Genomic DNA, 24,423 nt, shown 5'->3' on the forward strand with positions numbered 1-24,423 from the left:
TCACCGCTCAGATCCGGTCCATCAGGTGGGCGTGCGCGGCCTCACAGGCGCCGATCCCGCTCACCAACTGGGCCAGGGCCGCGTCGGTGACGGCGGCGGCCTGGTCGAGACGGGCGGACGCGGCGGCGGCCTCCAACAGACGTAGACCGGCCCGGTCCGGGGTCGGACCCGGGTCCTCCTCTGGAGGGGCGGAGGTCTCTCCGTCGCCCTTCTCGGGGTCGCCGTAGGGGCCGACGTCCTCGGGCAGAGCGTCGAGCAGGGCGTCCACATGGGCCAGGTGATGACCCAGGAACCCCTCCAGGAGCTCAGAGGGGCCCGCGCCGTCGGCCAGAGCGCGTTCGTACCGCGCGATCATGCGTTCCTTCTCCCTGATCAGGGAGCGCAGGACGGCGACGTCGGGCGTCTCCGCGTAGGGGTACCAGTCGACCTCGCCGCAGCCGACCAGGCCGACCGCGGCCGCACCGGCCACCGTGGCACCCAGCAGCGTGCGACGGCTGACGTTCCACTGGCCCACGAGGTCTCCTCCCCCTGCCCGGTGTCCCGGACGGGACCGACGGCTCCCGCCGTCGACGGCGGTCGATCCCATCTTTCCACGACGTCGGAGGGACACGATCCGTGGCGACACCCCTTGTCGGGACGCGACTTCGGAAGGGGGACCACGTCCATCGACGCGCCTGGCCCGCGCGCGGCGACCTGGAAGGCACCCGGGAGTGGATACCCTTGCAGCACACCCGCCGTCGCGAACGACGTGCGGGGCTTTCGCATCCCCTCTCGGGGGTGCGGAGCGGATTCGTCGCAGATCTATGTACAGAGCTGGACCGCCCCGTTCAACGGCTCACGGCCGAGCGGGCGGGATTTCGCCGTCTTGAGGGGCTGACACGCATGGGAGCGCAGGCGCGCAACGAGCGCATCGTCGAGCTGCTGGAACCGGTCCTGGCCGAGGCCGGACTGGACCTGGAGGCCGTCGAGCTGACACCGGCCGGTAAACGCCGTGTGCTGCGCGTGATCGTGGACTCCGACAAGGGGGTCGACCTGGACACGGTCGGTGAGGTCAGCCAGGAGGTCAACGAGGCCCTGGACGCCTCCGACGTCATGGGCGAACTGCCCTACGTCCTGGAGGTCACCTCTCCCGGGGTGGACCGCCCGCTGACCCTGCCCCGTCACTGGCGACGCTCACGCGGTCGTCTGGTGAAGGTCTCCCTCGTCGAAGGGGGGAACCTCACCGGACGCGTCATCGAGTCCGACGACCAAGGGGTGACCCTCGACGTCAAGGGCCGTACCCGCGTCCTGGCCTACGACACGATCGCCAAGGCCAAGGTCGAGGTGGAATTCCGCCGAGAAGCCGATACCGACGCGGCGGACTAGAGGGGGAGCCCCGTGGATATTGACATGAGCGTCCTTCGCGGCCTTGAGCGCGAGAAGGACATCTCCGTCGAACTGGTCGCCAAGGCGATCGAGGACGCCCTTCTGATCGCCTACCACCGCGAGGAGGGCCCCGACAAGAAGGCACGTGTGGAGCTGAACCGTTCCACCGGCCACGTGACCGTATGGGTCGCCGAGACCGACGAGGAGGGCGGCGTCGTCGGAGAGTTCGACGGCACCCCCAACGGCTTCGGACGTATCGCGACCTCCACCGCCAAGCAGGTCATCCTCCAGCGCCTGCGCGACGCCGAGGACGAGCTGACCCTGGGCGAGTTCGCCGGGCGCGAGCACGACATCGTGTCCGGGATCATCCAGCAGGGCAAGGATCCCCGTAACGTTCTGGTCGACCTCGGCAAGCTCGAGGCGATCCTGCCCCCGCAGGAGCAGGTGCCCACCGAGGACTACGTCCACGGCGAGCGTCTGCGCGCCTATGTGGTCCAGGTGCGCAAGGGCCACCGCGGTCCCTCGGTGACCCTGTCCCGTACCCACCCCAACCTGGTGCGCAAGCTCTTCGAGCTGGAGGTCCCCGAGATCGCCGACGGCACCGTCGAGATCGCGGCGATCGCCCGTGAGGCCGGTCACCGCACCAAGATGGCGGTCCGTTCCAACCGGGGCGGCGTCAACGCCAAGGGCGCCTGCATCGGTCCGTTGGGAAGTCGTGTCCGTAACGTCATGGCCGAGCTCCACGGAGAGAAGATCGACATCGTCGACCACTCCGAGGACCCCGCCGTGTTCGTCGCGAACGCGCTCTCCCCGGCGCGGGTGAACTCGGTGGAGATCATCGACATGGCCGCCCGTGTGGCCCGTGTCGTGGTCCCGGACTACCAGCAGTCGCTGGCGATCGGCAAGGAGGGCCAGAACGCCCGCCTCGCCGCGCGACTCACCGGTTGGCGCATCGACATCCGCTCCGACGCCGAGCCCGAGCGGTCGGCCGAGGACGAGGACGCCTCCGGCGCCGCGGACGTCGACGACGCCTCTTCGGCCGGTTAAACGGGTCGCGCCCATGCCTCGACACGATATGGTGGCCGAAGACGGTCGTGACCGTCCCGTGCGAACGTGCGTGGGCTGTCGGTCACGGGCAGTCCAGTCCGACCTCGTGCGGCTGGTGGCCGAGGGCACGGCCATCACGCCCGACACCCGGGGTCGTCGTCCGGGGCGCGGTGCCTACCTGCACCACGATCGGCGTTGCTTCGAACTCGCCGAACGTCGCAGGGTGTGGTCACGCGCCTTCCGGGCCCGGAACGAGGAGACACCCACCGGGTGGGACGTCTCACGCGTGGCGGCTCTGTTCGATGACATCCCGAGTGATCGAACGCGCCGTGATCCGGATAGGGTTGGAATGTCCGGGCCGACCTCACGGTTGTAGTGATCGAGGTCGGCGTACAGTGCTGTGTCGGCACGTATCCACCGGCCCATTGTTGTGTAGCGATGAGGAAGCAGGTCGAGATTGCGATGAGCGCCTGATGAGTACGCAGCGATGAGTAACTCGAGCTAACGACGGTCCGGCACAAGCCCATGTCCCGGACCGAAGCTGAAGGAGAGTAGTGGCGAAGGTCCGGGTATACGAACTCGCTAAGGAGTTCGGTGTAGAGAGCAAGGCCGTGCTGGCCAAGCTCAACGAAATGGGCGAGTTCGTCCGTTCGGCGTCCTCCACGATAGAGGCGCCCGTCGTTCGACGCCTGAAGGAAGCTTTCAACGAGGGCTCCAACGGCGGCGGCAAGAAGAGTGCTCCGGCTCCCAAGCCGGGCCCCAAGCCGTCCGCCGCGCGCCCCGCCGCGCCCAAGCCGGGTCCGGCCCCCAAGCCCGGCCCGAAGCCGGGTCCGGCTCCCAAGCCGACCGCCGGCAAGCCGAGCGAGCCGGCCGAGAAGCCCGCGGAGAAGCCGGCCGCTCCGGTCGACAAGCCCGCGGTCCCGACGTTCGAGGCCGCTCCGAAGCCGGGCCCCAAGCCCGCGCCCAAGAGCGGTGCTCCCAAGCCCGGCCCCAAGCCCGGCGCGTCCGGTGGACAGCAGCAGCGCGGCGGCGACCGCCCCGACCGTCCCCAGCGCGGCGAGCGCTCCGGTGGCGGCCGTGACGGTGGTCGTGCCCCGCGTCCGGGCGGTCCCCGCCCGGGTCCGCGTCCGGGTAACAACCCGTTCGCGTCCAACGCCTCCGGCATGGGATCCAAGCCCGCGGCCCCGCGTCCGGGCGGTCCCCGTCCGGGTCCGCGTCCCGGCGGCCCGCAGGGTGGCGGCGACCAGCGCGCTCCGCGTCCCGGTGGCGCTCCGCGTCCCGGTGGCGCTCCGCGTCCGGGCGCTCCCCGTCCGGGTCCGCGTCCCGGCGGCCCGCAGGGTGGCGGCGACCAGCGCGCCCCGCGTCCCGGTGGCGCTCCGCGTCCCGGCGGCCAGGGCGCTCCGCGTCCCGGTGGTGCCGCGGGCGCTCCGCGTCCGGGCGGTCCCCGTCCGGGTGGGCCGCGTCCCAGCCCGATGAACATGCCCTCGTCCCGTCCGACCCCGCCCGCGGGCGGCGGTCGCGGTGGCGGTCGTCCCGGTGGCGGCGGTGGCCGCGGTCGAGGCGGCGCTCCGGCCGGTGCCGGTCCGCGTCCCGGCGGTGGCGGCGGCGGTCGTCCCGGCGGTTTCGGTGGTCGTCCCGGCGGTCGTGGCCGCGGTGGCGGCACGGCCGGCGCGTTCGGTCGTCCGGGCGGTCGTCCCGGACGTGCCCGCAAGTCCAAGAAGCAGCGGCGTCAAGAGTTCAACGATCTTCAGGCACCGTCCTTCGGCGGCGTGAAGATCCCGAGCGGCAACGGCCAGACCATCCGTCTGTCCCGTGGCGCCTCCCTGTCGGACTTCGGCGACAAGATCGACGTCAACCCGGCGTCGCTGGTCCAGGTCATGATGCACCTGGGCGAGATGGTCACCGCGACCCAGTCGCTGCCCGACGAGACGCTTCAGCTCCTCGGTGAGGAACTCAGCTACCAGGTCGAGGTCGTCAGCCCCGAGGACGAGGACCGCGAGCTCCTGGAGTCCTTCTCCATCGAGTTCGGCGAGGACGAGGGCGGCACCGCCGAGCTGCGTCCGCGCCCGCCGGTGGTCACCGTCATGGGTCACGTCGACCACGGTAAGACCCGACTGCTGGACACCATCCGCAAGACCAACGTCGTCAGCGGCGAGGCCGGCGGTATCACCCAGCACATCGGTGCCTACCAGGTCTCCACCGAGGTGGACGGCGAGGAGCGCAAGCTCACCTTCATCGACACCCCGGGTCACGAGGCGTTCACCGCCATGCGTGCCCGTGGTGCGAAGGTCACCGACATCGCGGTGCTGGTCGTGGCGGCCGACGACGGCGTCAAGCCGCAGACGGCCGAGGCCATCGACCACGCCAAGGCGGCCGAGGTCCCGATCGTCGTCGCGGTCAACAAGATCGACGTCGAGGGCGCCGACCCGCAGCGTGTCCGCGCGCAGCTCACCGAGTACGGCCTGGTGGCCGAGGAGTACGGCGGCGACGTCCAGTTCGTGGACATCTCCGCGCTCAAGGGCGACAACATCGACACCCTGCTGGAGTCGGTCGTCCTGACCTCGGACGCCGCTCTGGAACTCCAGGCCAACCCGGACATGGACGCCCAGGGTCTGGCGATCGAGGCCTACCTCGACCGCGGACGCGGTTCCATGGCCACGGTCCTGGTCCAGCGAGGCACGCTCAACGTCGGTGACTCCATCGTCTGTGGCGACGCCTACGGTCGCGTTCGCGCCATGCTCGACGAGCACGGTCAGAACGTGCAGTCGGCCGAGCCGTCCCGTCCGGTCCAGGTCCTGGGTCTGACCAACGTGCCCAGCGCCGGTGACAACTTCCTGGTCGTCAAGGACGACCGGGTGGCGCGGCAGATCGCCCAGCAGCGTGAGGCGCGCGAGCGCTTCGCCCAGCAGGCGCGTTCGGCCCGTCGGGTCACCCTCGACAACTGGCAGTCCGCCATCAAGGAGGGCGAGCGCTCCGAGCTGCTCCTCCTCATCAAGGGCGACATGTCCGGTTCGGTCGAGGCGCTCGAGGAGTCGCTGCTCAAGATCGACGCCGGTGGCGACGAGGTCGGCATCCGGATCATCGGTCGCGGTGTCGGTGCGATCACCCAGAACGACATCAACCTGGCGTCCTCCGCAGACGCCATCATCGTCGGCTTCAACGTTCGGCCCGAGGGCAAGAACAGCGAGCTGGCGGACCGTATGGGTGTCGACATCCGGTACTACTCGGTCATCTACCAGGCCATCGACGAGGTCGAGGCCGCCGTGAAGGGTCTCCTCAAGCCGGTCTACGAGGAGGTCCAGCTCGGCAGCGCCGAGATCCGCGAGGTCTTCAAGGTGCCGAAGATCGGCAACATCGCCGGTTCCATCGTCCGCAACGGCCTCATCCGCCGTAACAGCAAGGCGCGGCTCATCCGCGACGGGGTCGTCATCTCCGACAACCTCAACGTCGAGTCGCTGCGTCGCTTCAAGGACGACGCCACCGAGGTCCGCGAGGGCTTCGAGTGCGGTATCGGTGTCGGCTACAACGATCTTCGGGTCGAGGACGTCATCGAGACCTACGAGATGCAGGAGAAGCCCCGCGACTAGTCGTGGAGCCATCCACCTGGGGCCCCGGACCGTTCGTGTCCGGGGCCCCGCCTTTGCCGGCCCGCACAACAACACCACGGGTGATCACTTGTACGTCGGGGCGTTGACCCTGGACGTGCTCCTCGGAGACGTCCAGTCGCTCAAGCAGAAACGCTCGGTGGTCCGACCGGTCGTCTCCGATCTGCGCCGAAAGTTCTCGGTGTCGGTCTCGGAGGTGGGCGAACACGACCTCTACCGTCGGGCGAAGATCGGTGTCGCGGTGGTCGCGCCCACGGCCGCCCACGCCAGGGACCAGATGGACACCTGCGAGCGTTTCGTCGCGGGCCGTCCCGAACTGGAGCTGCTGTCCGCCAGGCAGCGGCTCTTCAACGAAGAGGAAGACTGACGATGGTTGACGCCGCACGCGCGCGGAAGATCGCCGACAGGATCCAGCGGATCGTCGCCGAGATGCTGGACCGGCGGATCAAGGACCCGCGCCTGGGATTCGTCACCGTGACCGACGCCCGTATCACCGCCGACCTGCGTGACGCGACGGTGTACTACACGGTGTTCGGCAGCGCCGAGGAGAAGGCGGCGAGCTCCGCCGCTCTGGAGAGCGCCAAGGGCCTGATCCGTAGTGAGGTCGGTCGCCAGACCGGCATTCGGCACACCCCGAGCCTGACCTTCGTCATCGACGAGGTCCAGGAGAACGCCCAGCACATCGAGAAGCTGCTGGTCGAGGCGCGCAGGTCCGACGAGGAGGTGGCCAAGAAGGCCACCGGCGCCGAGCACGCGGGCGAGGCCGACCCCTACAAGGCCCCGCGTGAGGACGACGAGGCCGAGGACGAGTAGATCCGTCCCCCGAGGACGGCGGTACGAGTGGTGCCGCCGTCCTCACCCTTCCCTTTCTCCCTTCTGCACTGAGGAGTGCCATGGCCGACAGTGGCGTCGTGGTCGTCGACAAGCCCGCCGACTGGACCTCGCACGACGTGGTCGCCAAGACCAGAGGCCTGGCGCGTACCCGCCGCGTGGGGCACGCGGGGACCCTGGACCCGATGGCCACCGGTGTGCTGGTCCTGGGGATCGAGAAGGGCACCAAACTGCTCGGTCACCTGACCCTGACGGAGAAGACCTACGAGGCCACGATCCGACTCGGCCTGGTGACCAACACCGACGACGCCGAGGGCGAGCCCGGGGCCAGGGTCGACGCCTCCGCCGTGTCCGATGAGGACGTACACGCGGCGGTGGCGAAGCTGACCGGTCCCATCCAGCAGATCCCGCCGCAGGTCAGCGCGATCAAGGTGAACGGTGAGCGCGCCTACAAGGCGGCCCGCGCCGGTCGGGAGGTCGAGCTCAAGGCCCGTACGGTCACGATCGAACGGTTCGAGGTCACCGACATCCGTCGTGAGAGCGACGCCGACGGTGTCCTCGTGGACGTGGACGCGGTGATCACCTGTTCCAGTGGGACCTACATCCGTTCGCTCGCCCGGGACATGGGCGCCGACCTGGGAGTGGGCGGTCACCTGACCGCCCTGCGCCGTACCCGGGTGGGGCCCTACGACCTGTCCCAGGCCCGGACCCTGGACCAGCTCGCCAAGGAGTTCACGCAGGTGCCGCTGGCCCAGGCGGTGGCCGCGGCGTTCCCGGTGCGCACCATGGACGAGGCCGAGACCCGCGCCATCCGTCACGGCAACCGCATCGGTGAGAGCTCTCTGGGGGAGGGGCCGATCGGACTCTTCGCCCCCGACGGCACGGTGGTGGCCCTGGGCGAGAACCGGCCCGGCCACATGAAGCCGGTGGTCGTCTTCGACCCCGCCTGACACCGTTCCGCCGTCCTCCCGGCCTACCGTCGGGACGTGTCCCTTCCGAGGGTGGTCGAGGAGGGGGAGACCTCCTCGTCCAGGAACTCGGCGAGGGCGGCGGTGAGCTCGCCCGGACGCTCGACCGAGGGCAGGTGTCCGGTGTCGGGCATCGTCAGCGAACGGGCGCCCGGGATCCCCTCCATGTAGAGGTCGGCGACCTCTTGGACGGCGGCGACCTCGGACAGACCCTTCACGACCAGGGTCGGTACGGTGATCTCGCCCAGCCGGTCCACGGCCGGACGTTCGGGCCAGGCCGGTTCGTTGGCCGGGCTCGACCAGCGGCGGGCGAAGAGTTCCCGCAGCATCAACAGGGACAGGTCCCAGGCCTCCAGCGGTAGGTCCTCGGGGGAGCGGTCCGGCCCCAGCACCATGAACCGGGCCTGGGCCTCGGCCATCGCTGCGACGTCCTCCGGCAGTACCACGGCGTCGCCCGCGCGATAGGTCGCCAACCGGTCCGGGGGCACGGCGGCCAGGATCGCCTCGCGCGATTCCCGCAGGAACTCGCCGGTCCATCTGTGACCGGACATCCCCGGGCAGACCAGTGCCAGCGCCTCCACCCGCTCCGGGGCGGCCAAGGCGGCGTCGACCGCGTAGGCGCCCCCGAACGACGCCCCCACCAGGGTCGCCGACCCGATCTCCAGGGCGTCCATCAGGTCCAACAGGTCCTCATGGTGGGGGACCGGGCCCTCGTGGTCGGCCGAACCCCCGTATCCCCGCTGGTCGTAGCGGATCACCCGGTGGGTCCTCGACAGGTTCGTGAACTGGTGGTCCCACATACGCCGATCGGCGATCCCCGCGTGCGCGAACACGACCGCTGGACCGTCGCCGGCCTCGTCATAGGACAGACGAGTCTTATCGGTGCTGATCATCGCCATCCCGGAACGGTAAACCGAGTGTCCGCCCTGGGCCAAGTCCCCTTTGCCGAGGGCGGAACGGACGTCCTGCGTGGTGGGCGGCACCGGTCGGCTGTCGGAAGTCGCCTCCGCGACGTGGCACGCTGGACTCGGAACGACTTCACCATGACGGACAAGGGGAACCGAACGTGCGGAGATGGGACGGGCTGGGGGACATTCCCACCGATCAGGGACGCTCCGTGGTGGCCATCGGTGTCTTCGACGGTGTGCACCGAGGCCATCGGGCCCTCCTGGCCACCGCCGTCGAGCACGGACGCCGTCTGGGACTCCCGGTCGTCGTGGTCACCTTCGACCCCCACCCGGAGCGGGTCCTGCGCGGGCACACCCCGCCGGCGCTGACCTCGATCGATCGACGGGTCGGGCTCCTGGACGACCTCGGGGCCGACGCCGTGTGCGTCCTGCCCTTCACCAAGGAGCTCTCCTCGCTGAGCCCCGAGGACTTCGTCCAGCGGGTGCTGATCGACCGCCTGGGCGCGGCCGCCGTGGTGGTGGGGGAGGACTTCCGCTTCGGTCACCGCGCGGCGGGCGATGTCGCCGTCCTCGCCGAGCTGGGCGAGCGGTTCGACTTCGTGGTGGACGGGGTCCGCCTCGTCGCGGAAGGGGAGACCATCACCTCCACCCGGATCCGCGCCCTGCTGGAGCGGGGCGACGTGAGCACGGCCGCCGAGCTTCTGGGGCGGCCACATCAGGTGGGCGGGGAGATCGTCCACGGGGCGGCCCGGGGCCGGGAACTCCTCGGATTCCCCACCGCCAACCTGGACCTGGACCCGGACACCGCCGTTCCCGGAGACGGGGTCTACGCCGGGTGGCTCGGACGTCGGGAGGCCGGGCCCGGGCACGAGTCGCGCTGGCCCGCGGCGATCTCGGTCGGCACCAACCCGACCTTCGACGGCACCGAACGCACCGTCGAGGCGTACGCGTTGGACCGCGACGACCTCGAACTGTACGGGGTGGACATGACGGTGGACTTCGTCGCGCGTATCCGCGGTCAGGAGCGGTTCGAGGATCTGGACGATCTCATCGTCGCGATGCGCCGCGACGTCGACCGTTGCCGCGACGTGCTCGCCCCGGAGACCGGCGACACCGTCTGAGGAGTGCGGTATCACCGAAAGCGCGGGCGTTCCACCTCGTCACCTGGGGTAGGGTGGGTCACGTTCACGTGTGTCCACGTTCGGTCACGCCCGTTCGGGCGGGGTCGACGGGAGCGCGGCGCACCCACGCCATCGGCGGCGGGCCGCGCGCACCGCACACGACGGTGACTGTTCGTACGCGCGGTCACCGCGTCTGAACCCCTGTCCTCATGTACCGGGGCTCGCCCTGCGTACCGATTCCGGAAGAAGGAGCGTCGTGTCGATCGACACCGCCACCAAGGAAAAGATCATCGCCGAGTACGCCACGAAGGAAGGCGACACCGGCTCCCCCGAGGTCCAGGTCGCGCTGCTCACGCACCGCATCACCGAGCTCACCGAGCACCTCAAGGACCACAAGCACGACCACCACAGCCGTCGTGGCCTGCTCCTGATGGTCGGCCGTCGCCGCCGTCTCCTCAAGTACATCGCCAAGCAGGACATCACCCGCTACCGCTCGCTGATCGAGCGCCTGGGTCTGCGCCGCTAAGGTGAAACCGGAGGGAGTGGCTTCGGCCGCTCCCTCTTTGTTAGTAAGGTGTGATCGGAGTGGTGCCCGCCACGGGCTCCACCCGACGAACCGCACCCGTGCCGTTCCCCCGGTCAACAGGGGTCGGTCCTCGGTAGTGGTCTCCGGACACCGCCCTTTCGGGGGAGGTTCCGTGGGCTTCGATCGATGACCGGCCGTCATCACCTCCGGGGCACGACGCGGGAAGACAGAAGACGTCGCGCATGCCGGAACATCGGACGCGACGTGACCCGATGTGTAACAGGAGGTCGCCCATGGAGGGCGTTTTCTCTGCCGAAGCCGTCATCGACAACGGTGGGTTCGGCACCCGCACCATCCGCTTCGAGACCGGCCGTCTGGCCCGTCAGGCCGCCGGTTCGGCCACGGTCTACCTGGACGACGAGACCGTCGTCCTGTCGGCCACCACCGCCTCGAAGCGTCCCAAGGACAACCTCGACTTCTTCCCGCTGACGGTGGACGTCGAGGAGCGGATGTACGCCGCCGGCCGTATCCCCGGCTCGTTCTTCCGTCGTGAGGGCCGTCCTTCCGAGGACGCCATCCTCACCTGCCGTCTCATCGACCGGCCGCTGCGTCCGTCCTTCAAGAAGGGCCTGCGCAACGAGATCCAGATCGTCGAGACGGTCCTGGCCCTGCACCCCGAGCACCTGTACGACGTCGTCGCCATCAACGCGGCCTCGATGTCCACCCAGATCGCCGGGCTGCCCTTCTCCGGTCCGATCGGCGGCGTGCGCGTCGCTCTGATCGACGGCCAGTGGGTCGGCTTCCCCACCCACGCCGAGCTGGAGAACGCCACCTTCGACATGGTCGTGGCCGGCCGCGTCCTGGAGGACGGCGACGTCGCGATCATGATGGTCGAGGCCGAGTCCACCACGCGCACGCTGAAGCTGGTCGCCGAGGGCGCCGTCGGCCCCAACGAGCAGACCGTGGCCGAGGGCCTGGAGGCCGCCAAGCCCTTCATCAAGGTGCTCTGCAAGGCCCAGCAGGCCGTCGCCGAGCAGACCGGTCGTGAAGAGGGCGAGTTCCCGATCTTCCTCGACTACGAGGACGACGCCTACGCCGCCGTCGAGGGCGCGGTCCGCGAGGACCTGGCCAAGGCGCTCACCATCGCGGACAAGCAGGACCGCGAGGCCGAGCTCGACAAGATCAAGGCCGAGGCCGGCGAGCGTCTGGCCGCGGACTTCGAGGGTCGCGAGAAGGAGGTCGGCGCCGCCTTCCGCAGCCTGAGCAAGCAGCTCATGCGCGAGCGCGTGCTGCGCGACCAGGTCCGCATCGACGGTCGTGGCCCCAAGGACATCCGCCAGCTCAGTGCCGAGGTGGGCATCCTGCCCCGCGTGCACGGCTCGGCTCTCTTCGAGCGTGGTGAGACCCAGATCATGGGCGTCACCACGCTGAACATGCTGCGCATGGAGCAGACGGTCGACACTCTCAACCCTGAGAAGACCAAGCGCTACATGCACAACTACAACTTCCCGCCCTACTCCACCGGTGAGACCGGTCGGGTGGGCTCGCCCAAGCGGCGCGAGATCGGGCACGGCGCCCTGGCCGAGCGGGCCCTGCTGCCGGTGCTGCCCTCCCGCGAGGAGTTCCCGTACGCGATCCGTCAGGTCTCCGAGGCCCTCGGCTCCAACGGCTCCACCTCGATGGGTTCGGTCTGCGCCTCCACCATGTCCCTGATGGCGGCCGGTGTGCCCCTCAAGGAGATGGTCTCCGGTATCGCCATGGGTCTGATCAGCGAGGGCGACGAGTTCGTCACGCTGACCGACATCCTCGGTGCCGAGGACGCCTTCGGCGACATGGACTTCAAGGTCGCCGGTACCCGTGACCTGATCACGGCCCTCCAGCTCGACACCAAGCTCGACGGCATCCCCGCCGAGCAGCTGGCCCTGGCGCTCCAGCAGGCCCGCGGCGCCCGTCTGGCCATCCTGGACGTCATGCAGGAGGCCATCGAGCGTCCGGCCGAGATGAGCCCGAACGCTCCGCGCATCCTGACCGTCAAGGTCCCGGTGGAGAAGATCGGCGAGGTCATCGGCCCCAAGGGCAAGATGATCAACTCGATCCAGGACGACACCGGCGCGGACATCACGATCGAGGACGACGGCACCATCTACATCGGTGCCACCGACGGCCCCTCCGCCGAGGCGGCCCGGGACACGATCAACCAGATCGCCAACCCGACCATGCCCGAGGTCGGCGACCGCTACCTGGGTACCGTCGTCAAGACGACCACCTTCGGCGCGTTCGTCTCGCTGCTGCCCGGCAAGGACGGTCTGCTGCACATCTCGCAGATCCGTAAGCTGCACGGCGGTCAGCGGATCGAGAACCTCGACGACGTGATCAGCATCGGCGAGAAGATCCAGGTCGAGATCCGCGAGATCGACGACCGGGGCAAGCTCTCCCTGGTCCCGGTCGAGGTCGTCGAGGCCGAGGCCGCCAAGAACGAGGGCGGGGAGTCCTCCGAGTCCGCCGCCAAGGGCGAGGACAAGGGCGACGACGCCAAGGGCGAGGGCGCCCCGCGTCGCCGTCGTCGTCGCAGCTCGGGCGGGCGTTCCGAGAACACCTGATCCTGACTGACCCTGTACGGGGCGGTCGCGTCTTCGACGATGCGGCCGCCCCGTCGGCGTACGCCGCATATGCTCTGCTGGATGTTCCGACGCGAAGAAGAAGGATTCATGAGTTCTGTCCCCACCGCCGCCGAGCAGGAGCCGGGCACCACCGTGACGCTGCTGGAGCCCGACGGCGGTTCCGGTCTGGTACGTCGGACGGTGCTTCCCGGCGGCCTGCGCGTGGTCACCGAGAACATCCCCGGCGTGCGTTCGGCCGCCTTCGGGATCTCCGCGACCACCGGCTCCCGTGACGAGGACTCCGCGCACGCGGGCTCCGCTCACTTCCTGGAGCACCTGCTCTTCAAGGGGACCCGGACCCGTTCGGCGTTGGAGATCTCCGCGCTGCTGGACGGGGTGGGCGCCGACCACAACGCCTACACCACCAAGGAGCACACCTGCTACTACGCGAAGGTGCTCGACCGTGATCTGCCGCTGGCCGTGGACGTGGTCGGCGACATGGTCGCCCACTCGGTCCTGGACGAGGGGGAGGTGGAGACCGAGCGCGGCGTGATCCTGGAGGAGATCGCCATGTACGAGGACGAGCCCGCCGACCTGGTGGACGACGTCTTCGCCGAGCACTTCTTCGGGGACACCCCGCTGGGCCGACCCATCCTGGGCACCACCGACACGATCAAGGCCCTGCCGCGCGAGCGGATCGCCGAGCAGTACCGTGACGCCTACGTCCCCTCCGAGCTCATCGTGACGGCCGCGGGCAGTCTCGATCACGCCGAGGTCGTGGACCGGGTGGCCGCGATCTTCGCCGAGCAGTCGGCGGCGGCCGGGGACGCCCGTCCCTCCGGTCCTCGCGGCCCGGGCGAGCCCGTGCGCACCTTCGACGGGACCATCGTGCAGCCCCGTGAGACCGAACAGGCGCACATCATCCTGGGGTCGGAGGGCATCGTCCGCACCGACCCGCGCTGGCACGCGCTGCGTCTTCTGGGCGCCGCTCTGGGCGGGGGCATGTCCTCCCGCCTGTTCCAGGAGGTCCGGGAGAAGCGCGGGCTGGCCTACGCCGTGCACGCCTACCACACCGCCTACGCGGACACGGGCACCTTCCAGATCTACGCGGGCTGCCTTCCGGAGAAGGCCGACGAGGTCATCGGCGTGTGCCGTGAGGAGCTCGCCAAGGTCGCGGCCTCCGGTATCACCGAGGAGGAGCTCGTCCGGGCCAAGGGCCAGATCCAGGGGGCCATGGTCATGGGCAGCGAGGGCACCAACGCGAGGATGGGGCGCCTGCTCTCGCACGAGCTGGTGCAGCCGCGTCACTTCTCGATCGACGAGGACCTGGCCCGCTTCGACGCCGTCACCCTGAACGACGTCTCCGAGGTCGCCGCCGACATCCTCACCCGGCCGCGCGCGCTGGCCGTGATCGGCCCTTACGAGGCCGACCGGGTCTTCTGACCGTTCGAGGAACGACGAAGGGGCCGTGTGTTCTCGCGAACACACGGCCCCTCACGCTTGCGGCGGGGTGTCTACTTTCCGGGCTTCTTACGGCGCTTGATGGCGATGCGCCTGGGGGCCGACGCGTTCGCGGCCCCGTGCACGGTCACCTCCAGGAGACCCTCGCCGTAGCCGGCCTCGATGTCGCTCTCGGTCACCCCGTCGGGGAGGCTGATCTCCCGTCGGAAGGTGCCCATGAACCGCTCCGAGGAGTAGTAGACGACATCGTCTCCGTCGCGACGTCGTTCACCGCTGATGGTCAGGACCCCGTGGACGAGGCTGACCGTCACGTCCTCTTCGAGCACCCCCGACACCTCGCATCGGATCACCAGGTCGTTGCCCCTGGCGAGGATGTCGGTGGGCGGGCTCCAGGCGTCGGCGAAGCCGCGCTGGCGGTCACCGGCCTGACCGTTCTCGATGGAGGTCATGGTGTCGGAGATACGGTTCATCTCCGTGATCATGTCCACCACCCCGTAGAAGGGGTTGCCGAACTTCTTGGGCGTCATGTGCCGTCTTCCTCCTTCGGAGCGTTGTCACCGCCCTGACGGGCCGTCCGTCCGGCGTCGACCTTCGAACGGGAGGAGTCCCCGTTCTTCTTCAGGGCCACACCGGGTTTCGGTTCCTTCGCGAGCCCCTTGAACAGTCCCCACAACATGAACACGAGGATGACCGCGAAGGGAAGCCCCGTGACGACCGAGGCCGCCTGAAGGGCGCCGAGCGCGTTCGCGCCGCCCAGGACCAGCAGGATGAGCGTCACGCCGCCCTCGCTGATGGCCCAGAACGCGCGCTGGAGCTTGACCGGCTTGGTGTCGCCCCCGTTGGTGAGGGTGTCCACCACCAGCGAGCCCGAGTCGGAGGAGGTGACGAAGAAGACCGCCACCACGACGATCAGCAGCATGGAGGCGATCGTCGCGACGATCGGGGTCAGCGGCAGGGCGTCCAGCAGGTGGAACGCGGCCGAGGCCTCGTCGCCGTCCTGGAAGCCGCCCTCACCGAACAGCTCGTAGTACAGGCCCGAGCCGCCGAAGACGCCGAACCAGAGGATGGAGACCACGACCGGGGCGAACAGGGCGCCGATGATGAACTCGCGGATCGTGCGGCCGTACGAGATGCGGGCCAGGAAGATACCGACGAAGGGCGACCAGGAGATCCACCAGCCCCAGTAGAAGATGCTCCAGCCGGTGGTGAAGGTCGCGGCGGTCTCGTCGGCGAGCGGGCTCGGGAAGGACAGGCTCCACTGCACCAGGTTGCCGAGGTATTCGCCGGCGCCGGTGAGCATGGAGCTGACGATCCACAGCTTGGGTCCCACGGCGAAGATGAACGCCAGCAGGATGAAGGCCAGCCACAGGTTGATCACCGAGAGCCGCCGGATGCCCTTGTCGATACCGGCCATCACGCTGTACAGGGCGATACCGGTGATCACGATGATGATGATCGACTGGGTCAGCGAGTTGTTGGGCATCCCGGTGACCTGGGTCAGGCCGCTGTTGATCTGGAGCGTGCCCAGACCGAGCGAGGTCGCCAGACCGAAGATGGTGCCGAAGACGGCCAGGATGTCCACGATGTGGCCCGGCCAGCCGAACGCGCGGTCGCCCAGTAGCGGGTAGAGCGCCGACGCGGGACGGAGCGGGAGGCCCTTGCGGAAGGCGAAGTAGCCCAGGGACAGGCCGAGGGCGATGTAGATGGCCCAGGGGTGGAAGCTCCAGTGGAAGAAGCTCAGGCCCAGGGCCTCGCCGACCCCGGCGGGGGAGGGCGCGGTTTCGGCGAGCTCCTCGCTGCGGGGAGCGTGCAGATGGGTCACGGGTTCGGCGACGCCCCAGAAGACGAGACCGATGCCCATACCCGTGGTGAAGAGCATCGCGAACCAGGCGACGGTGCCGAACTCGGGCCTGGAGTCGTCCGGGCCGAGTTTGATGCTTCCGAAGCGGCTCAGCATCAGGAAGATGGCCGCGCCGAGGAAGAAGGTGGTCGCCAGGACGTAGAACCAGCCCAGGTCGGTTCCGATCCAGTCTCGGACCTTGGTCGCCCCGTCCAGCAGGGGTTCGGTGTAGGCCACGCCGAGAACGACGAAGGCGATGATCACCAGACTGGAGACGATGAAGACGGGCGGATTCGTGTGTTGGCGTATGTAGTTGCGCAGGGCTGAGATGTCGACTCCTTCCCATCCCCGCCGGACAGGCGCGTACGGGGGTGGAGATACCGGTTCCTGCTACCGGCTGCGGATGGGTACCGTGGGATGGTAGGGGCTTACTACCAGGTAGTAAAGCGACCGTCACTACACGGACAGCTCCGACAAGGAGTGTGATGTCGGATTCGGTGGGTGGTGCGCGTCGTGTGCGCCTTCCGGAGGTCAGCCGGTCCCGTGGGGAGGTCTCTGGGCGACGAGCTCGTCCAGAACGGCGTTGACCTGGTTCAACCAGCCTACGATCACCTCCAGGTCCTCCGCCGGATAATCCTCGTGCATGGCGGTCATGACCTCGCGCATCCCCGGAGCGGTCCGCGCGGCGAGACGCTCGGCACCCTCCACGAGACGGACCGCGATCTTGCGCCGGTCCAGCGGGTGCGGGGCGCGTTCGACGAGACCGCGCGCCTCCATCCGGTCGATCACCCCGGTCACCGAGCCGGTGGACAGACGGAGGCTGTCGGCGATCTCCCCGGGCGTCATGGACCCCGAGACCCGGAGCAGCGTGTAGCACTGGAAGTCCGTCGGGTTCATGCCCGAACGCTCCGACATCCGGTGCAGCAGCCGGACCAACCCCACCGCGAGCCGCTGACCGTCGTTCTGGAGCTCCGTGTACAGCTCCGACCGCGGGCGCGGGCCGCCCCCGTCGGGCCCGTGCGGTTCGGCCGTTCCGGACACGGTGTCCATGGGTCTCCCAACGTCACGACGATCGGCCCCTCCGGCCACTGGGGACGAGTTTACGGGCGCCTCGAAGTGTCGCGCGGCCTGGAAAGTGACCATGTGAAACAGTGCGGATGACGAGAACGGCGAGCATCGGGCCCGTGCGGGTCCCGGACCTCGCCACGAGGCCGTCACCACCAGCTCCGGGAGGGGGAAGCCTCTGTGACCGGGCATGCCCTGCTCACGGGCGTCGAGGACATCCGAGAGGCCGTCGGCGAGACCTTGCGTCGGTATCTGACGGAACGGGTCCGCGAGGTCGGCGCCCTCGACGCCGAATGCGGTCGTGAACTGGCCGACCGCGTCACCTCCTTCGCCCTGGGCGGCAAACGGATCAGGTCGACCCTGGTCTGGTGGGGCCGGCTCGCCGGCGGCGGAGAGGACCGGGGTACCGGGGCCCGGATCGCTCTATCGGCCGGAGCGGCGATCGAACTCTTCCAGACGTTCGCGCTGATCCACGACGACGTCATGGATTCGGCTCCGGAGCGGAGAGGCGAGCCCTCGGTCCACGTCCTCCACGCGGCCCGCCACCGTTCGCGCTCCTACGCGGGTGATCCCGAACGGTACGGCGACTCGATGGCGATACTGACCGGAGACCTGGCCCTGGCCTGGGCGGACGACCTGCTGTACGAGGCGGCGGCCGGCCGGCCGCGGGCGCTGCGGGTATGGCGCGACATGCGGACCGAGGTGATGGTCGGCCAGTACCTCGACCTGCGCTCCCAAGCGCGCACCGAACGCTCCGTGGGACGGGCCCTGAGGATCGACCGGCTCAAGACCGCGTCCTACACCGTCGAACGACCCCTCCGACTGGGGGCGGCCCTGGCGGGCGCGCCGGCACCGGTGGAGGAGGCACTGCGCGGCTACGGACGCGACGTGGGGGTGGCCTACCAGCTCAGAGACGACCTCTTGGACCTCTACGGCGACCCGGCCCGGACCGGGAGGGAACCGGGGGAGGACCTGAGAGAGGGCAAGAACACCATGCTCCTGGCGTCGGGGATCGACCTGGCCCGGCGGAGCGGCGACACCGCCGCCCTGGCCCTGCTGGAAGGGGTCGGAACCGTTTCCGTGGACCCGGCGGAGGTCGCCGAGACCCTCGAACGGCTGGGCGCCAGGGACCTGGTCGTCGACCACTGCCGCTCCCTGGCGGACCGGGGGACCTCCCGGATCGCCGGCCTCGACATCGATCCGGGCGTCCGCGACGGACTCCTCGACTTCGCCGAGAGCGCGGCGCGCATCTGACACTCCCGGTCCACGAGCGGAAGGGATCCCTTGACCCCTGATCCGAAACCCCGTCGAACGGCCGGCCCGGCCCCGTCGGACCGCGGCCCGGTGGTGATCGTCGGCGCCGGCCTGTCCGGCCTGGCGTGCGCCCTGCACCTCCTCGGCGCCGGACGCGACGTGACGATCATCGAACGCGAGGAACACCCGGGAGGCCGGGCGGGACGCCTGGACATGGACGGCTTCCGCGTCGACACCGGTCCCACCGTCCTGACCATGCCCGAGATCCTGGGCGAGGTCTTCGCGGCGGTCGGCGAGGACATGACGGACCGGCTGGAGCTCCTCCCGCTGGCACCGGCCTACCGCGCGGCCTTCGCCGACGGGTCCACCGTCGACGTGCACACCGATCGTCGACGCATGACCGCCGAGGTGGCGCGCGTGGCCGGGGTCCGTGAGGCCGTCGGCTACCTTCGGCTGCGCGAGTGGCTCACCCGCCTGTACGAGGTGGAGATGCGCTCCTTCATCGACGCCCGGTTCGACTCGCCCCTGGACCTGCTCCGCCCCGACCTGGCGAGGCTGGCCGCGGCCGGTGGCTTCGGCCGTCTGGCCCCCGCCATCGGACGCCACCTGCGGGACGAGCGCCTGCGCAGGATCTTCTCCTTCCAGTCGCTGTACGCGGGGGTGTCGCCCCGCAAGGCTTTGGCCGCCTACGCCGTCATCGCCTACATGGACACCGTCGCGGGCGTGTACTTCCCCAAGGGCGGGATGCGGGCCATCGCCGACGCGATGGCGGAGGCCGTCACCGGCGCGGGCGGACGGTTGCGCTACGGAGAGAACGTCACCCGCGTGGAACGGTCCGGCGACCGGGTCACGGCCGTGGTCACCGAGGGCGGCGAACGGACGCGCTGCGACCACGTCGTCCTGACCACCGACCTGCCGGTCGCCCACCGCCTGCTGGACCACCGTTCACGCCGGCTCGTCCCGCACCGGTTCTCGCCCTCGGCGGTGGTCCTGCACCTGGGGACCGACCGCACCTGGGAACAGCTGTCCCACCACACGATCTCCTTCGGAGACGCCTGGGAGAGCACCTTCACCGAGATCATCGACCAGGGCCGTACGATGAGCGACCCGTCCCTGCTGATCACCCAGCCCACCCGCACCGACCCCGGGCTGGCCCCGGAGGGGCACCACCTGTTCTACGTCCTGGCGCCCGCGCCCAACCTCGCCGCGGGCGACATCGACTGGGACCGTGAGGGCCCCCGCTACCGCGACGAGATCGTCCGGACCCTGGAGAAAAGGGGGATGACCGGCCTGGACGCCTCCATACGCGCCGAACGGCTCGTCACCCCCGTCGACTGGGCCCGCCTCGGACTGGCCCGGGGGACGCCCTTCTCGTTGGCGCACACCTTCGCCCAGACGGGCCCCTTCCGTCCGCGGCCCGTGGTGCCCGGGATCGCCAACGCGGTCCTCGCCGGATGCGGCACCCATCCCGGCGTCGGGCTGCCCACCGTGCTCCTCTCGGGGAGGCTGGCCGCCGAGCGGATCCTGGCCGCCTCGTCCCGGAGGGGGCGCCGATGAGCTCCGCCACCGCCGAACTGGACGCGGCCGGGATCACCGCGCGGGTCCTGCGCGAGGACTACCTGCGCTGCCGAGGGCTGCACGCCCACCACGGCCGTACCTACTACACGGCCACGCGTGTCCTGCCGTCGGCGCGGAGGCCCCACATCCACGCCCTCTACGGTTTCGCCCGCTGGGTGGACGACATCGTCGACGAACCCGGCCCCGGGACGACCGTCGACGACCAGAAGGCCCGACTGGACGCCATCGACGCCGACCTGGAGCGGGCCCTGTCCGGGCGGGAACCGGACGAACCGGTGCTGCGGGCCTTGGCGCACACCGTCGACCACCACGAACTGGACCCGGGGTACTTCACAGCCTTCATGGCCTCCATGCGCATGGACCTGACGACCACCGAGTACCGAGACCTCGACCACCTGCGCGAGTACATGTACGGCTCGGCCGCGGTCATCGGACTCCAGGTCCTGCCGGTCCTGGGCACGGTCGCGCGACGGGAGGAGGCCGCGCCGCACGCGGCCGCCCTGGGCGAGGCCTTCCAACTGACCAACTTCCTGCGCGACGTGTCCGAGGACCTCGCGCGTGGACGCGTCTACCTGCCCGCGGACGTCCTCGCCGGCCACGGTGTCGATCGTGAACGGCTCGCGGACTGCGCCCGCAGACGGGCGCCGGACCCGCCGGCGCGTCGGGCCCTCGCCGAACTCGTCGAGGTCAACCGGGACCTCTACCGCCTCGCCGAACCCGGGGTGGCGATGCTCGAACCGGTCTCCCGACCGTGTGTCTCCACCGCCCTGCGGCTCTACCGGGCCATCCTGGACGAGATCGTCGCCGCGGACTTCGACGTGTGGAGCGTCCGGCACCGGGTCTCCGGGACCCGCAAGGCGGTGGCGGCCATGCCGGCGCTGGCCCGCTCCCTGTGGGCCAGGGCCGTCCCACGACCACGGAGACCGACCCCCTGAGGAGAGAGCGCACATGCCCCTGCCCGATCCCGCTCCGCGGCGGATCCCCCTGCGCCGGCTTCCGAAGGACACCTGGGCACGCCAGGACCCCACCTGGAGGGAGGCGACCCCCAGGGTGATCGACGCCGCCCTCGAACGGGCGCTGGCCCGCCCCTCCGGGAACTGGTACGTCCTCGCCGCCTCCGACGAGGTACGGGCCGGCGGCCCCTTCGGCCGGGTGGTGGCGGGCGTGGAGCTGGTCGCCTGGCGTGACGGGGAGGGCATCGTGCGCGTAGGGCCCGGCGCCTGCCCCCACCTCGGAGCGCCCCTGTGCCGGGGCGCCGTCGACCGAGGGCGTCTGGTGTGCCGCTGGCACGGTCTCTCCCTCGGCGCCGAGGGCTTTCCCGGATGGAGCCCCTACCCGGCCCACGACGACGGCGTGCTCGTGTGGGTGCGGTTGGATCACGTGGGCGGAGAGGAGCCCCTGGACCGGCCCGTCCTCCCGGAACGCCCCGACGCCTCCCGGCACCTCGCCGCCGTCGAGAGCCTGGCGGGCCGCTGCGAACCCGAGGACGTGGTCGCCAACCGCCTCGACCCCTGGCACGGATCCTGGTTCCACCCCTACTCGTTCGTCGGGCTGCGGGTCACCGAGGTGCCGGAGGGCCCCGACCCCGATCCGGACCGGATGGTGGTGGACGTCGGTTTCCGGGTGGCCGGTCGATGGGGCGTGCCCGTGCGCGCCGCCTTCTCCTGTCCCGATCCCAGGACCGTGGTCATGACCATCATCGAGGGCGAGGGGGAGGGCAGTGTGGTGGAGACGCACGCCACCCCGCTCGGTGTGGACGGACGGGGCGTCCCACGCACCGCCGTCATCGAGGCGACGATCGCCGTCTCCGAGCGCGGCGGCTTCGCGTTGGCGCGCGGGGTCGCGGGCGCGATTCGACCGATGATGCGGATCGCGGCCCGTCGACTGTGGCGCGACGACCTGGCCTACGCGGAACGGCGCTACCTGCTGCGTTCCAAGAAAGACCTTCCCTAGCCGCTCAGCAGGCCGGAGAGCGCGCGCAAGGGGGCGAAGCGGCCGCGGCGGGGCACGCTCCACACCGCGTGGCCCCGCCGCCCCCACCGGGTGAGCAGGGCGTTGGCCGCCAGGACGCCGGTGGTGGCCGCGCGCTCCATCAACGCCACCGGCAGGTCCACCCGCACGTGGTCTCCGGCCACGACCAGCCACGGGTCGGGGGTGGTGACCGCGCACCGGCGCTCGAAACCGTCCGGCGGGAACAGCGAACAGTCCTCGCGCAGCTCGTGCCGCGCGTCCACGATCCGGGCCGAACGCAACTCCGGATAGACCGATAGCGCCTGTTTCCACAGTGAGGCCCGCTCGGTGGCGAGATCGCAGCCCTGGGGCAGCGCGTAGGCGTGCAGCTCCACCACCGAACCACCGGTGCGCCGCGACCACGCCGCGGACTCGTCCTCGTAGCGCTCCAGCACGCTGACGTTGTCCAGGGTGGGATGCCCGGCGGTGCCCAGGAAGGCCTGGCGGTGCGGACGGACCGGGCGATCCAGCCAGTAGCGCGAGACCAGGAACGGAGGAGCCGAAGGGGACGCCGACGCGCGGGAACGCCACTCCTCGTCGCCGAGGGCGGGAGAGTCGGCCACCAGGCGGCGCAGCCCTCCCGGTTCGGTGGCCAGCACCACCCCGTCGAACCGGGCGCTCCGGTCGCCCTCGGGCCCCGTCCAGTGCACGGTGGCCCCCTCGGCCTCCGCCGACGGAACGATCCGTTCCACCCGGGCCTTCCGTCGGAATCGCGCTCCGGCCCCGCTCAGACGTTCGACCAGGGGGTCCCACAGGGCCTGAGGAAAGGGTGAACGCGGCACGTCGAAGACCAACCCCTCCGAGGAGCCGAGGAAGTAGATGTGGAACATCACGGCCATCTCCGCCGCCGACAGGTCCTCCGGAGCGGCGAAGAAGCTCCGGCCGAACACCTCGAAGGCCAGATGACGGGCGTCGGGCGGGAAACGGACGGTCTCCAACAGGTCCCGCGCGCTCAGATGGTCCAGACGCCGGTACACGTCCGGTACCTCCACGTCCAACAGTCGGAGAGCGGCGGGCACGTTCACGTCCGCCAACGCCCGGAGGGCGAAGCTCCGGCTCGTGGCCGCCAGCGCGAAGGCGTTCCACGGAGGCGTCCGGGGCAGGCCGGAGAACCGGTCGGCCGCGCCCGAGGCGTGGGCCAGCGGATAGTCGGTCAGGGGGACCAGCCCGGACAGGTCCGGATCGGCGTGGGCCAGCAGGTCGCGCAGGTTGTAGTACTGCCGGAAGAAGGCGTGGAACCCCCGGCTCATCGTCACGGTGGAGCCGTCGGCCAGGCGGGTCTCCCAACCGCGCAGGCGGCCTCCCCAACCCTCCTCGCGTTCGAGGACCTCCACCTCCACCCCGCGTTCGGTCAGGGCACGCGCGGCCGACAGACCGGCGATGCCGGCGCCCACCACGGCCACCCTGGGCGTGCGCGTCGGCGCGGGGGCCACCGGTTCGGGCGCGGGGATCCTCTCCGCGAGTCGGTCGCGTACGCGCGCGTTCACCAGGACCCGCCGGGACGGGAGCCGAGGAACGTGTGGGTGATCCCGTACCGCCACCCCGGGAACGAGGCCCGGGCCACCGACTCCAGACCTGCCGCGCGCATCCGCTCCGAGAGGGTCTCCGCCCCGTCGAACTCCAAGACGCTGCGCCACAGGTAGCGGAACAGGTCCGCCCGGCCGGTCAGGAGCCGGCCCGCCGGGACGATCACCCCTCGGCACACGGCCGTCCAGACCATACGGGCCCCGATCGAGTCCGCCACGGAGTACTCGTGCAGGGCCACGCGTCCGCCGGGGCGCAGGATCGCCCCGATCGTCGCCAGGAGGGCGTCGGGATCGGGGACGTTGCGGATCAGGTAGGCGGCGAACACCGCGTCCGCGGGGCCGCCCAGTCGTTCGGCCGCCCATGCCGGATCGAGGGACTCGGCCCGCGCCCGATGGAACTCGACGCCGCCGGGCCAGGGTTTGGTCCGCGCCACGTCGAGCATGCCCTGAGAGGCGTCCACCGCGAGGATCCGTGCCCGGGGGGCGGCTTCGACCAGGGCCGCCGTGGAGGCCCCGGTCCCGCACCCCAGGTCGAGGAGGCGCAGCCCCTCGCCGTCCCCGGGAAGGCGCAGACGCCGTACGGAGGTTCGCAGGTCACGGTGGTAGCCCGGGTTGGCCCCGACCAGCCGGTCATAGGAGCCCGCCGCGTGGTCGAACCCCTCGGTGACCGCGCCGGCCCTCGCTCGTTCCGCGTCGGTGGTCATGATCCTCCCGTGTC

At 70.3% G+C, this 24,423-nt stretch carries 22 protein-coding genes; 15 read left to right on the plus strand and 7 right to left on the minus strand.

Annotated features, from left to right (window positions below):
• Window positions 1-7: 7 nt before the first annotated feature.
• Complete coding sequence (locus TR33_RS21445) at window positions 8-514, minus strand: hypothetical protein (protein ID WP_017533634.1); 507 nt, start codon at window positions 512-514, stop codon at window positions 8-10.
• Window positions 515-882: 368 nt separating this feature from the next.
• Here TR33_RS21445 and rimP point away from each other — a divergent pair, with 368 nt between their 5' ends.
• The 7 genes from rimP to truB all read left to right on the plus strand — a co-directional run bounded on the left by rimP (window position 883) and on the right by truB (window position 7,798).
• A complete protein-coding gene (gene rimP, locus TR33_RS21450; protein WP_014912698.1) occupies window positions 883-1,365 on the plus strand; it encodes a ribosome maturation factor RimP in 483 nt (160 codons plus the stop codon).
• Between the two features lie 24 nt (window positions 1,366-1,389).
• Window positions 1,390-2,412, plus strand: coding sequence for a transcription termination factor NusA (nusA, locus tag TR33_RS21455; RefSeq protein WP_042285038.1), 1,023 nt, complete (start codon window positions 1,390-1,392; stop codon window positions 2,410-2,412).
• Window positions 2,413-2,440: 28 nt separating this feature from the next.
• Window positions 2,441-2,788, plus strand: a complete 348-nt coding sequence (locus tag TR33_RS26185) for a YlxR family protein (protein WP_081536461.1) — start codon at window positions 2,441-2,443, stop codon at window positions 2,786-2,788.
• Window positions 2,789-2,966: 178 nt separating this feature from the next.
• Window positions 2,967-5,999, plus strand: coding sequence for a translation initiation factor IF-2 (infB, locus tag TR33_RS21460; RefSeq protein WP_042285040.1), 3,033 nt, complete (start codon window positions 2,967-2,969; stop codon window positions 5,997-5,999).
• A gap of 88 nt (window positions 6,000-6,087) precedes the next feature.
• The gene (locus TR33_RS21465; protein WP_014912439.1) at window positions 6,088-6,384 is read left to right on the plus strand and encodes a DUF503 domain-containing protein; all 297 of its coding nucleotides are present in this window, start codon (window positions 6,088-6,090) and stop codon (window positions 6,382-6,384) included.
• 2 nt (window positions 6,385-6,386) lie between these two features.
• Entirely contained in the window at window positions 6,387-6,830 is a 444-nt protein-coding gene (gene rbfA / locus TR33_RS21470) for a 30S ribosome-binding factor RbfA (RefSeq protein ID WP_014908642.1), read from the plus strand.
• 80 nt (window positions 6,831-6,910) lie between these two features.
• The gene (truB, locus tag TR33_RS21475) at window positions 6,911-7,798 is read left to right on the plus strand and encodes a tRNA pseudouridine(55) synthase TruB (RefSeq protein WP_042285042.1); all 888 of its coding nucleotides are present in this window, start codon (window positions 6,911-6,913) and stop codon (window positions 7,796-7,798) included.
• A gap of 23 nt (window positions 7,799-7,821) precedes the next feature.
• Here the strand turns inward: truB and TR33_RS21480 are convergent, their stop codons facing one another.
• Window positions 7,822-8,715: an alpha/beta fold hydrolase gene (locus TR33_RS21480; protein WP_193789592.1), complete on the minus strand. Its 894-nt coding sequence runs from the start codon at window positions 8,713-8,715 to the stop codon at window positions 7,822-7,824.
• Between the two features lie 167 nt (window positions 8,716-8,882).
• On the opposite strand from TR33_RS21480, the gene TR33_RS21485 reads away from it, so the two are divergent.
• From TR33_RS21485 to TR33_RS21500, 4 genes are all read left to right on the plus strand, one after another.
• Window positions 8,883-9,845, plus strand: coding sequence for a bifunctional riboflavin kinase/FAD synthetase (locus TR33_RS21485; RefSeq protein WP_042285047.1), 963 nt, complete (start codon window positions 8,883-8,885; stop codon window positions 9,843-9,845).
• A 256-nt stretch (window positions 9,846-10,101) separates the two neighbouring features.
• Window positions 10,102-10,371: a 30S ribosomal protein S15 gene (gene rpsO, locus TR33_RS21490; RefSeq protein ID WP_014913440.1), complete on the plus strand. Its 270-nt coding sequence runs from the start codon at window positions 10,102-10,104 to the stop codon at window positions 10,369-10,371.
• 293 nt (window positions 10,372-10,664) lie between these two features.
• Complete coding sequence (locus TR33_RS21495; RefSeq protein ID WP_017533639.1) at window positions 10,665-12,971, plus strand: polyribonucleotide nucleotidyltransferase; 2,307 nt, start codon at window positions 10,665-10,667, stop codon at window positions 12,969-12,971.
• 108 nt (window positions 12,972-13,079) lie between these two features.
• The gene (locus TR33_RS21500; protein WP_026124844.1) at window positions 13,080-14,414 is read left to right on the plus strand and encodes a M16 family metallopeptidase; all 1,335 of its coding nucleotides are present in this window, start codon (window positions 13,080-13,082) and stop codon (window positions 14,412-14,414) included.
• Window positions 14,415-14,485: 71 nt separating this feature from the next.
• On the opposite strand, the gene TR33_RS21505 is transcribed toward TR33_RS21500, so the two are convergent.
• From TR33_RS21505 to TR33_RS21515, 3 genes are all read right to left on the minus strand, one after another.
• Window positions 14,486-14,959 carry an Hsp20/alpha crystallin family protein gene (locus TR33_RS21505; protein WP_014909037.1) on the minus strand — a complete coding sequence of 158 codons (474 nt, stop codon included), beginning with the start codon at window positions 14,957-14,959 and terminating at the stop codon, window positions 14,486-14,488.
• Complete coding sequence (locus tag TR33_RS21510) at window positions 14,956-16,536, minus strand: BCCT family transporter (protein WP_017533640.1); 1,581 nt, start codon at window positions 16,534-16,536, stop codon at window positions 14,956-14,958. The genes TR33_RS21505 and TR33_RS21510 overlap by 4 nt, the downstream gene beginning before the upstream one ends.
• A 267-nt stretch (window positions 16,537-16,803) precedes the next feature.
• Window positions 16,804-17,322: a MarR family winged helix-turn-helix transcriptional regulator gene (locus TR33_RS21515; protein ID WP_014909384.1), complete on the minus strand. Its 519-nt coding sequence runs from the start codon at window positions 17,320-17,322 to the stop codon at window positions 16,804-16,806.
• Between the two features lie 195 nt (window positions 17,323-17,517).
• Here TR33_RS21515 and TR33_RS21520 point away from each other — a divergent pair, with 195 nt between their 5' ends.
• The 4 genes from TR33_RS21520 to TR33_RS21535 all read left to right on the plus strand — a co-directional run bounded on the left by TR33_RS21520 (window position 17,518) and on the right by TR33_RS21535 (window position 22,122).
• Entirely contained in the window at window positions 17,518-18,591 is a 1,074-nt protein-coding gene (locus TR33_RS21520) for a polyprenyl synthetase family protein (RefSeq protein WP_042285050.1), read from the plus strand.
• Window positions 18,592-18,681: 90 nt separating this feature from the next.
• Complete coding sequence (crtI, locus tag TR33_RS21525; protein WP_042285052.1) at window positions 18,682-20,148, plus strand: phytoene desaturase family protein; 1,467 nt, start codon at window positions 18,682-18,684, stop codon at window positions 20,146-20,148.
• Window positions 20,145-21,104 (plus strand): phytoene/squalene synthase family protein, encoded by a 960-nt coding sequence (locus TR33_RS21530; RefSeq protein ID WP_042285055.1) that lies wholly within the window; start codon window positions 20,145-20,147, stop codon window positions 21,102-21,104. Before crtI ends, TR33_RS21530 begins: the two co-directional genes overlap by 4 nt.
• A 13-nt stretch (window positions 21,105-21,117) precedes the next feature.
• Window positions 21,118-22,122: a Rieske (2Fe-2S) protein gene (locus TR33_RS21535; RefSeq protein WP_017533644.1), complete on the plus strand. Its 1,005-nt coding sequence runs from the start codon at window positions 21,118-21,120 to the stop codon at window positions 22,120-22,122.
• On the opposite strand, the gene TR33_RS21540 is transcribed toward TR33_RS21535, so the two are convergent.
• Entirely contained in the window at window positions 22,119-23,666 is a 1,548-nt protein-coding gene (locus TR33_RS21540) for an FAD-dependent oxidoreductase (RefSeq protein WP_042285057.1), read from the minus strand. The two genes, TR33_RS21535 and TR33_RS21540, sit on opposite strands and share 4 nt — an antisense overlap.
• Window positions 23,663-24,409 carry a class I SAM-dependent methyltransferase gene (locus tag TR33_RS21545; protein ID WP_042285060.1) on the minus strand — a complete coding sequence of 249 codons (747 nt, stop codon included), beginning with the start codon at window positions 24,407-24,409 and terminating at the stop codon, window positions 23,663-23,665. The genes TR33_RS21540 and TR33_RS21545 overlap by 4 nt, the downstream gene beginning before the upstream one ends.
• Window positions 24,410-24,423: the final 14 nt, after the last annotated feature.

Source organism: Nocardiopsis alba (genome assembly GCF_000710955.1).
Taxonomy (GTDB): Bacteria; Actinomycetota; Actinomycetes; order Streptosporangiales; family Streptosporangiaceae; genus Nocardiopsis; species Nocardiopsis alba.

Coding starts and splice junctions, on each gene's coding strand:
- TR33_RS21530 (WP_042285055.1), top strand. CDS start 20,145: ATGAGCTCCGCCACCGCCGAACTGGACGCGGCCGGGATCACCGCGCGG.
- TR33_RS26185 (WP_081536461.1), top strand. CDS start 2,441: ATGGTGGCCGAAGACGGTCGTGACCGTCCCGTGCGAACGTGCGTGGGC.
- TR33_RS21500 (WP_026124844.1), top strand. CDS start 13,080: ATGAGTTCTGTCCCCACCGCCGCCGAGCAGGAGCCGGGCACCACCGTG.
- TR33_RS21495 (WP_017533639.1), top strand. CDS start 10,665: ATGGAGGGCGTTTTCTCTGCCGAAGCCGTCATCGACAACGGTGGGTTC.
- nusA (WP_042285038.1), top strand. CDS start 1,390: ATGAGCGTCCTTCGCGGCCTTGAGCGCGAGAAGGACATCTCCGTCGAA.
- TR33_RS21505 (WP_014909037.1), bottom strand. CDS start 14,959: ATGACGCCCAAGAAGTTCGGCAACCCCTTCTACGGGGTGGTGGACATG.
- rimP (WP_014912698.1), top strand. CDS start 883: ATGGGAGCGCAGGCGCGCAACGAGCGCATCGTCGAGCTGCTGGAACCG.
- rbfA (WP_014908642.1), top strand. CDS start 6,387: ATGGTTGACGCCGCACGCGCGCGGAAGATCGCCGACAGGATCCAGCGG.
- TR33_RS21535 (WP_017533644.1), top strand. CDS start 21,118: ATGCCCCTGCCCGATCCCGCTCCGCGGCGGATCCCCCTGCGCCGGCTT.
- TR33_RS21515 (WP_014909384.1), bottom strand. CDS start 17,322: ATGGACACCGTGTCCGGAACGGCCGAACCGCACGGGCCCGACGGGGGC.
- truB (WP_042285042.1), top strand. CDS start 6,911: ATGGCCGACAGTGGCGTCGTGGTCGTCGACAAGCCCGCCGACTGGACC.
- TR33_RS21545 (WP_042285060.1), bottom strand. CDS start 24,409: ATGACCACCGACGCGGAACGAGCGAGGGCCGGCGCGGTCACCGAGGGG.
- TR33_RS21480 (WP_193789592.1), bottom strand. CDS start 8,715: ATGGCGATGATCAGCACCGATAAGACTCGTCTGTCCTATGACGAGGCC.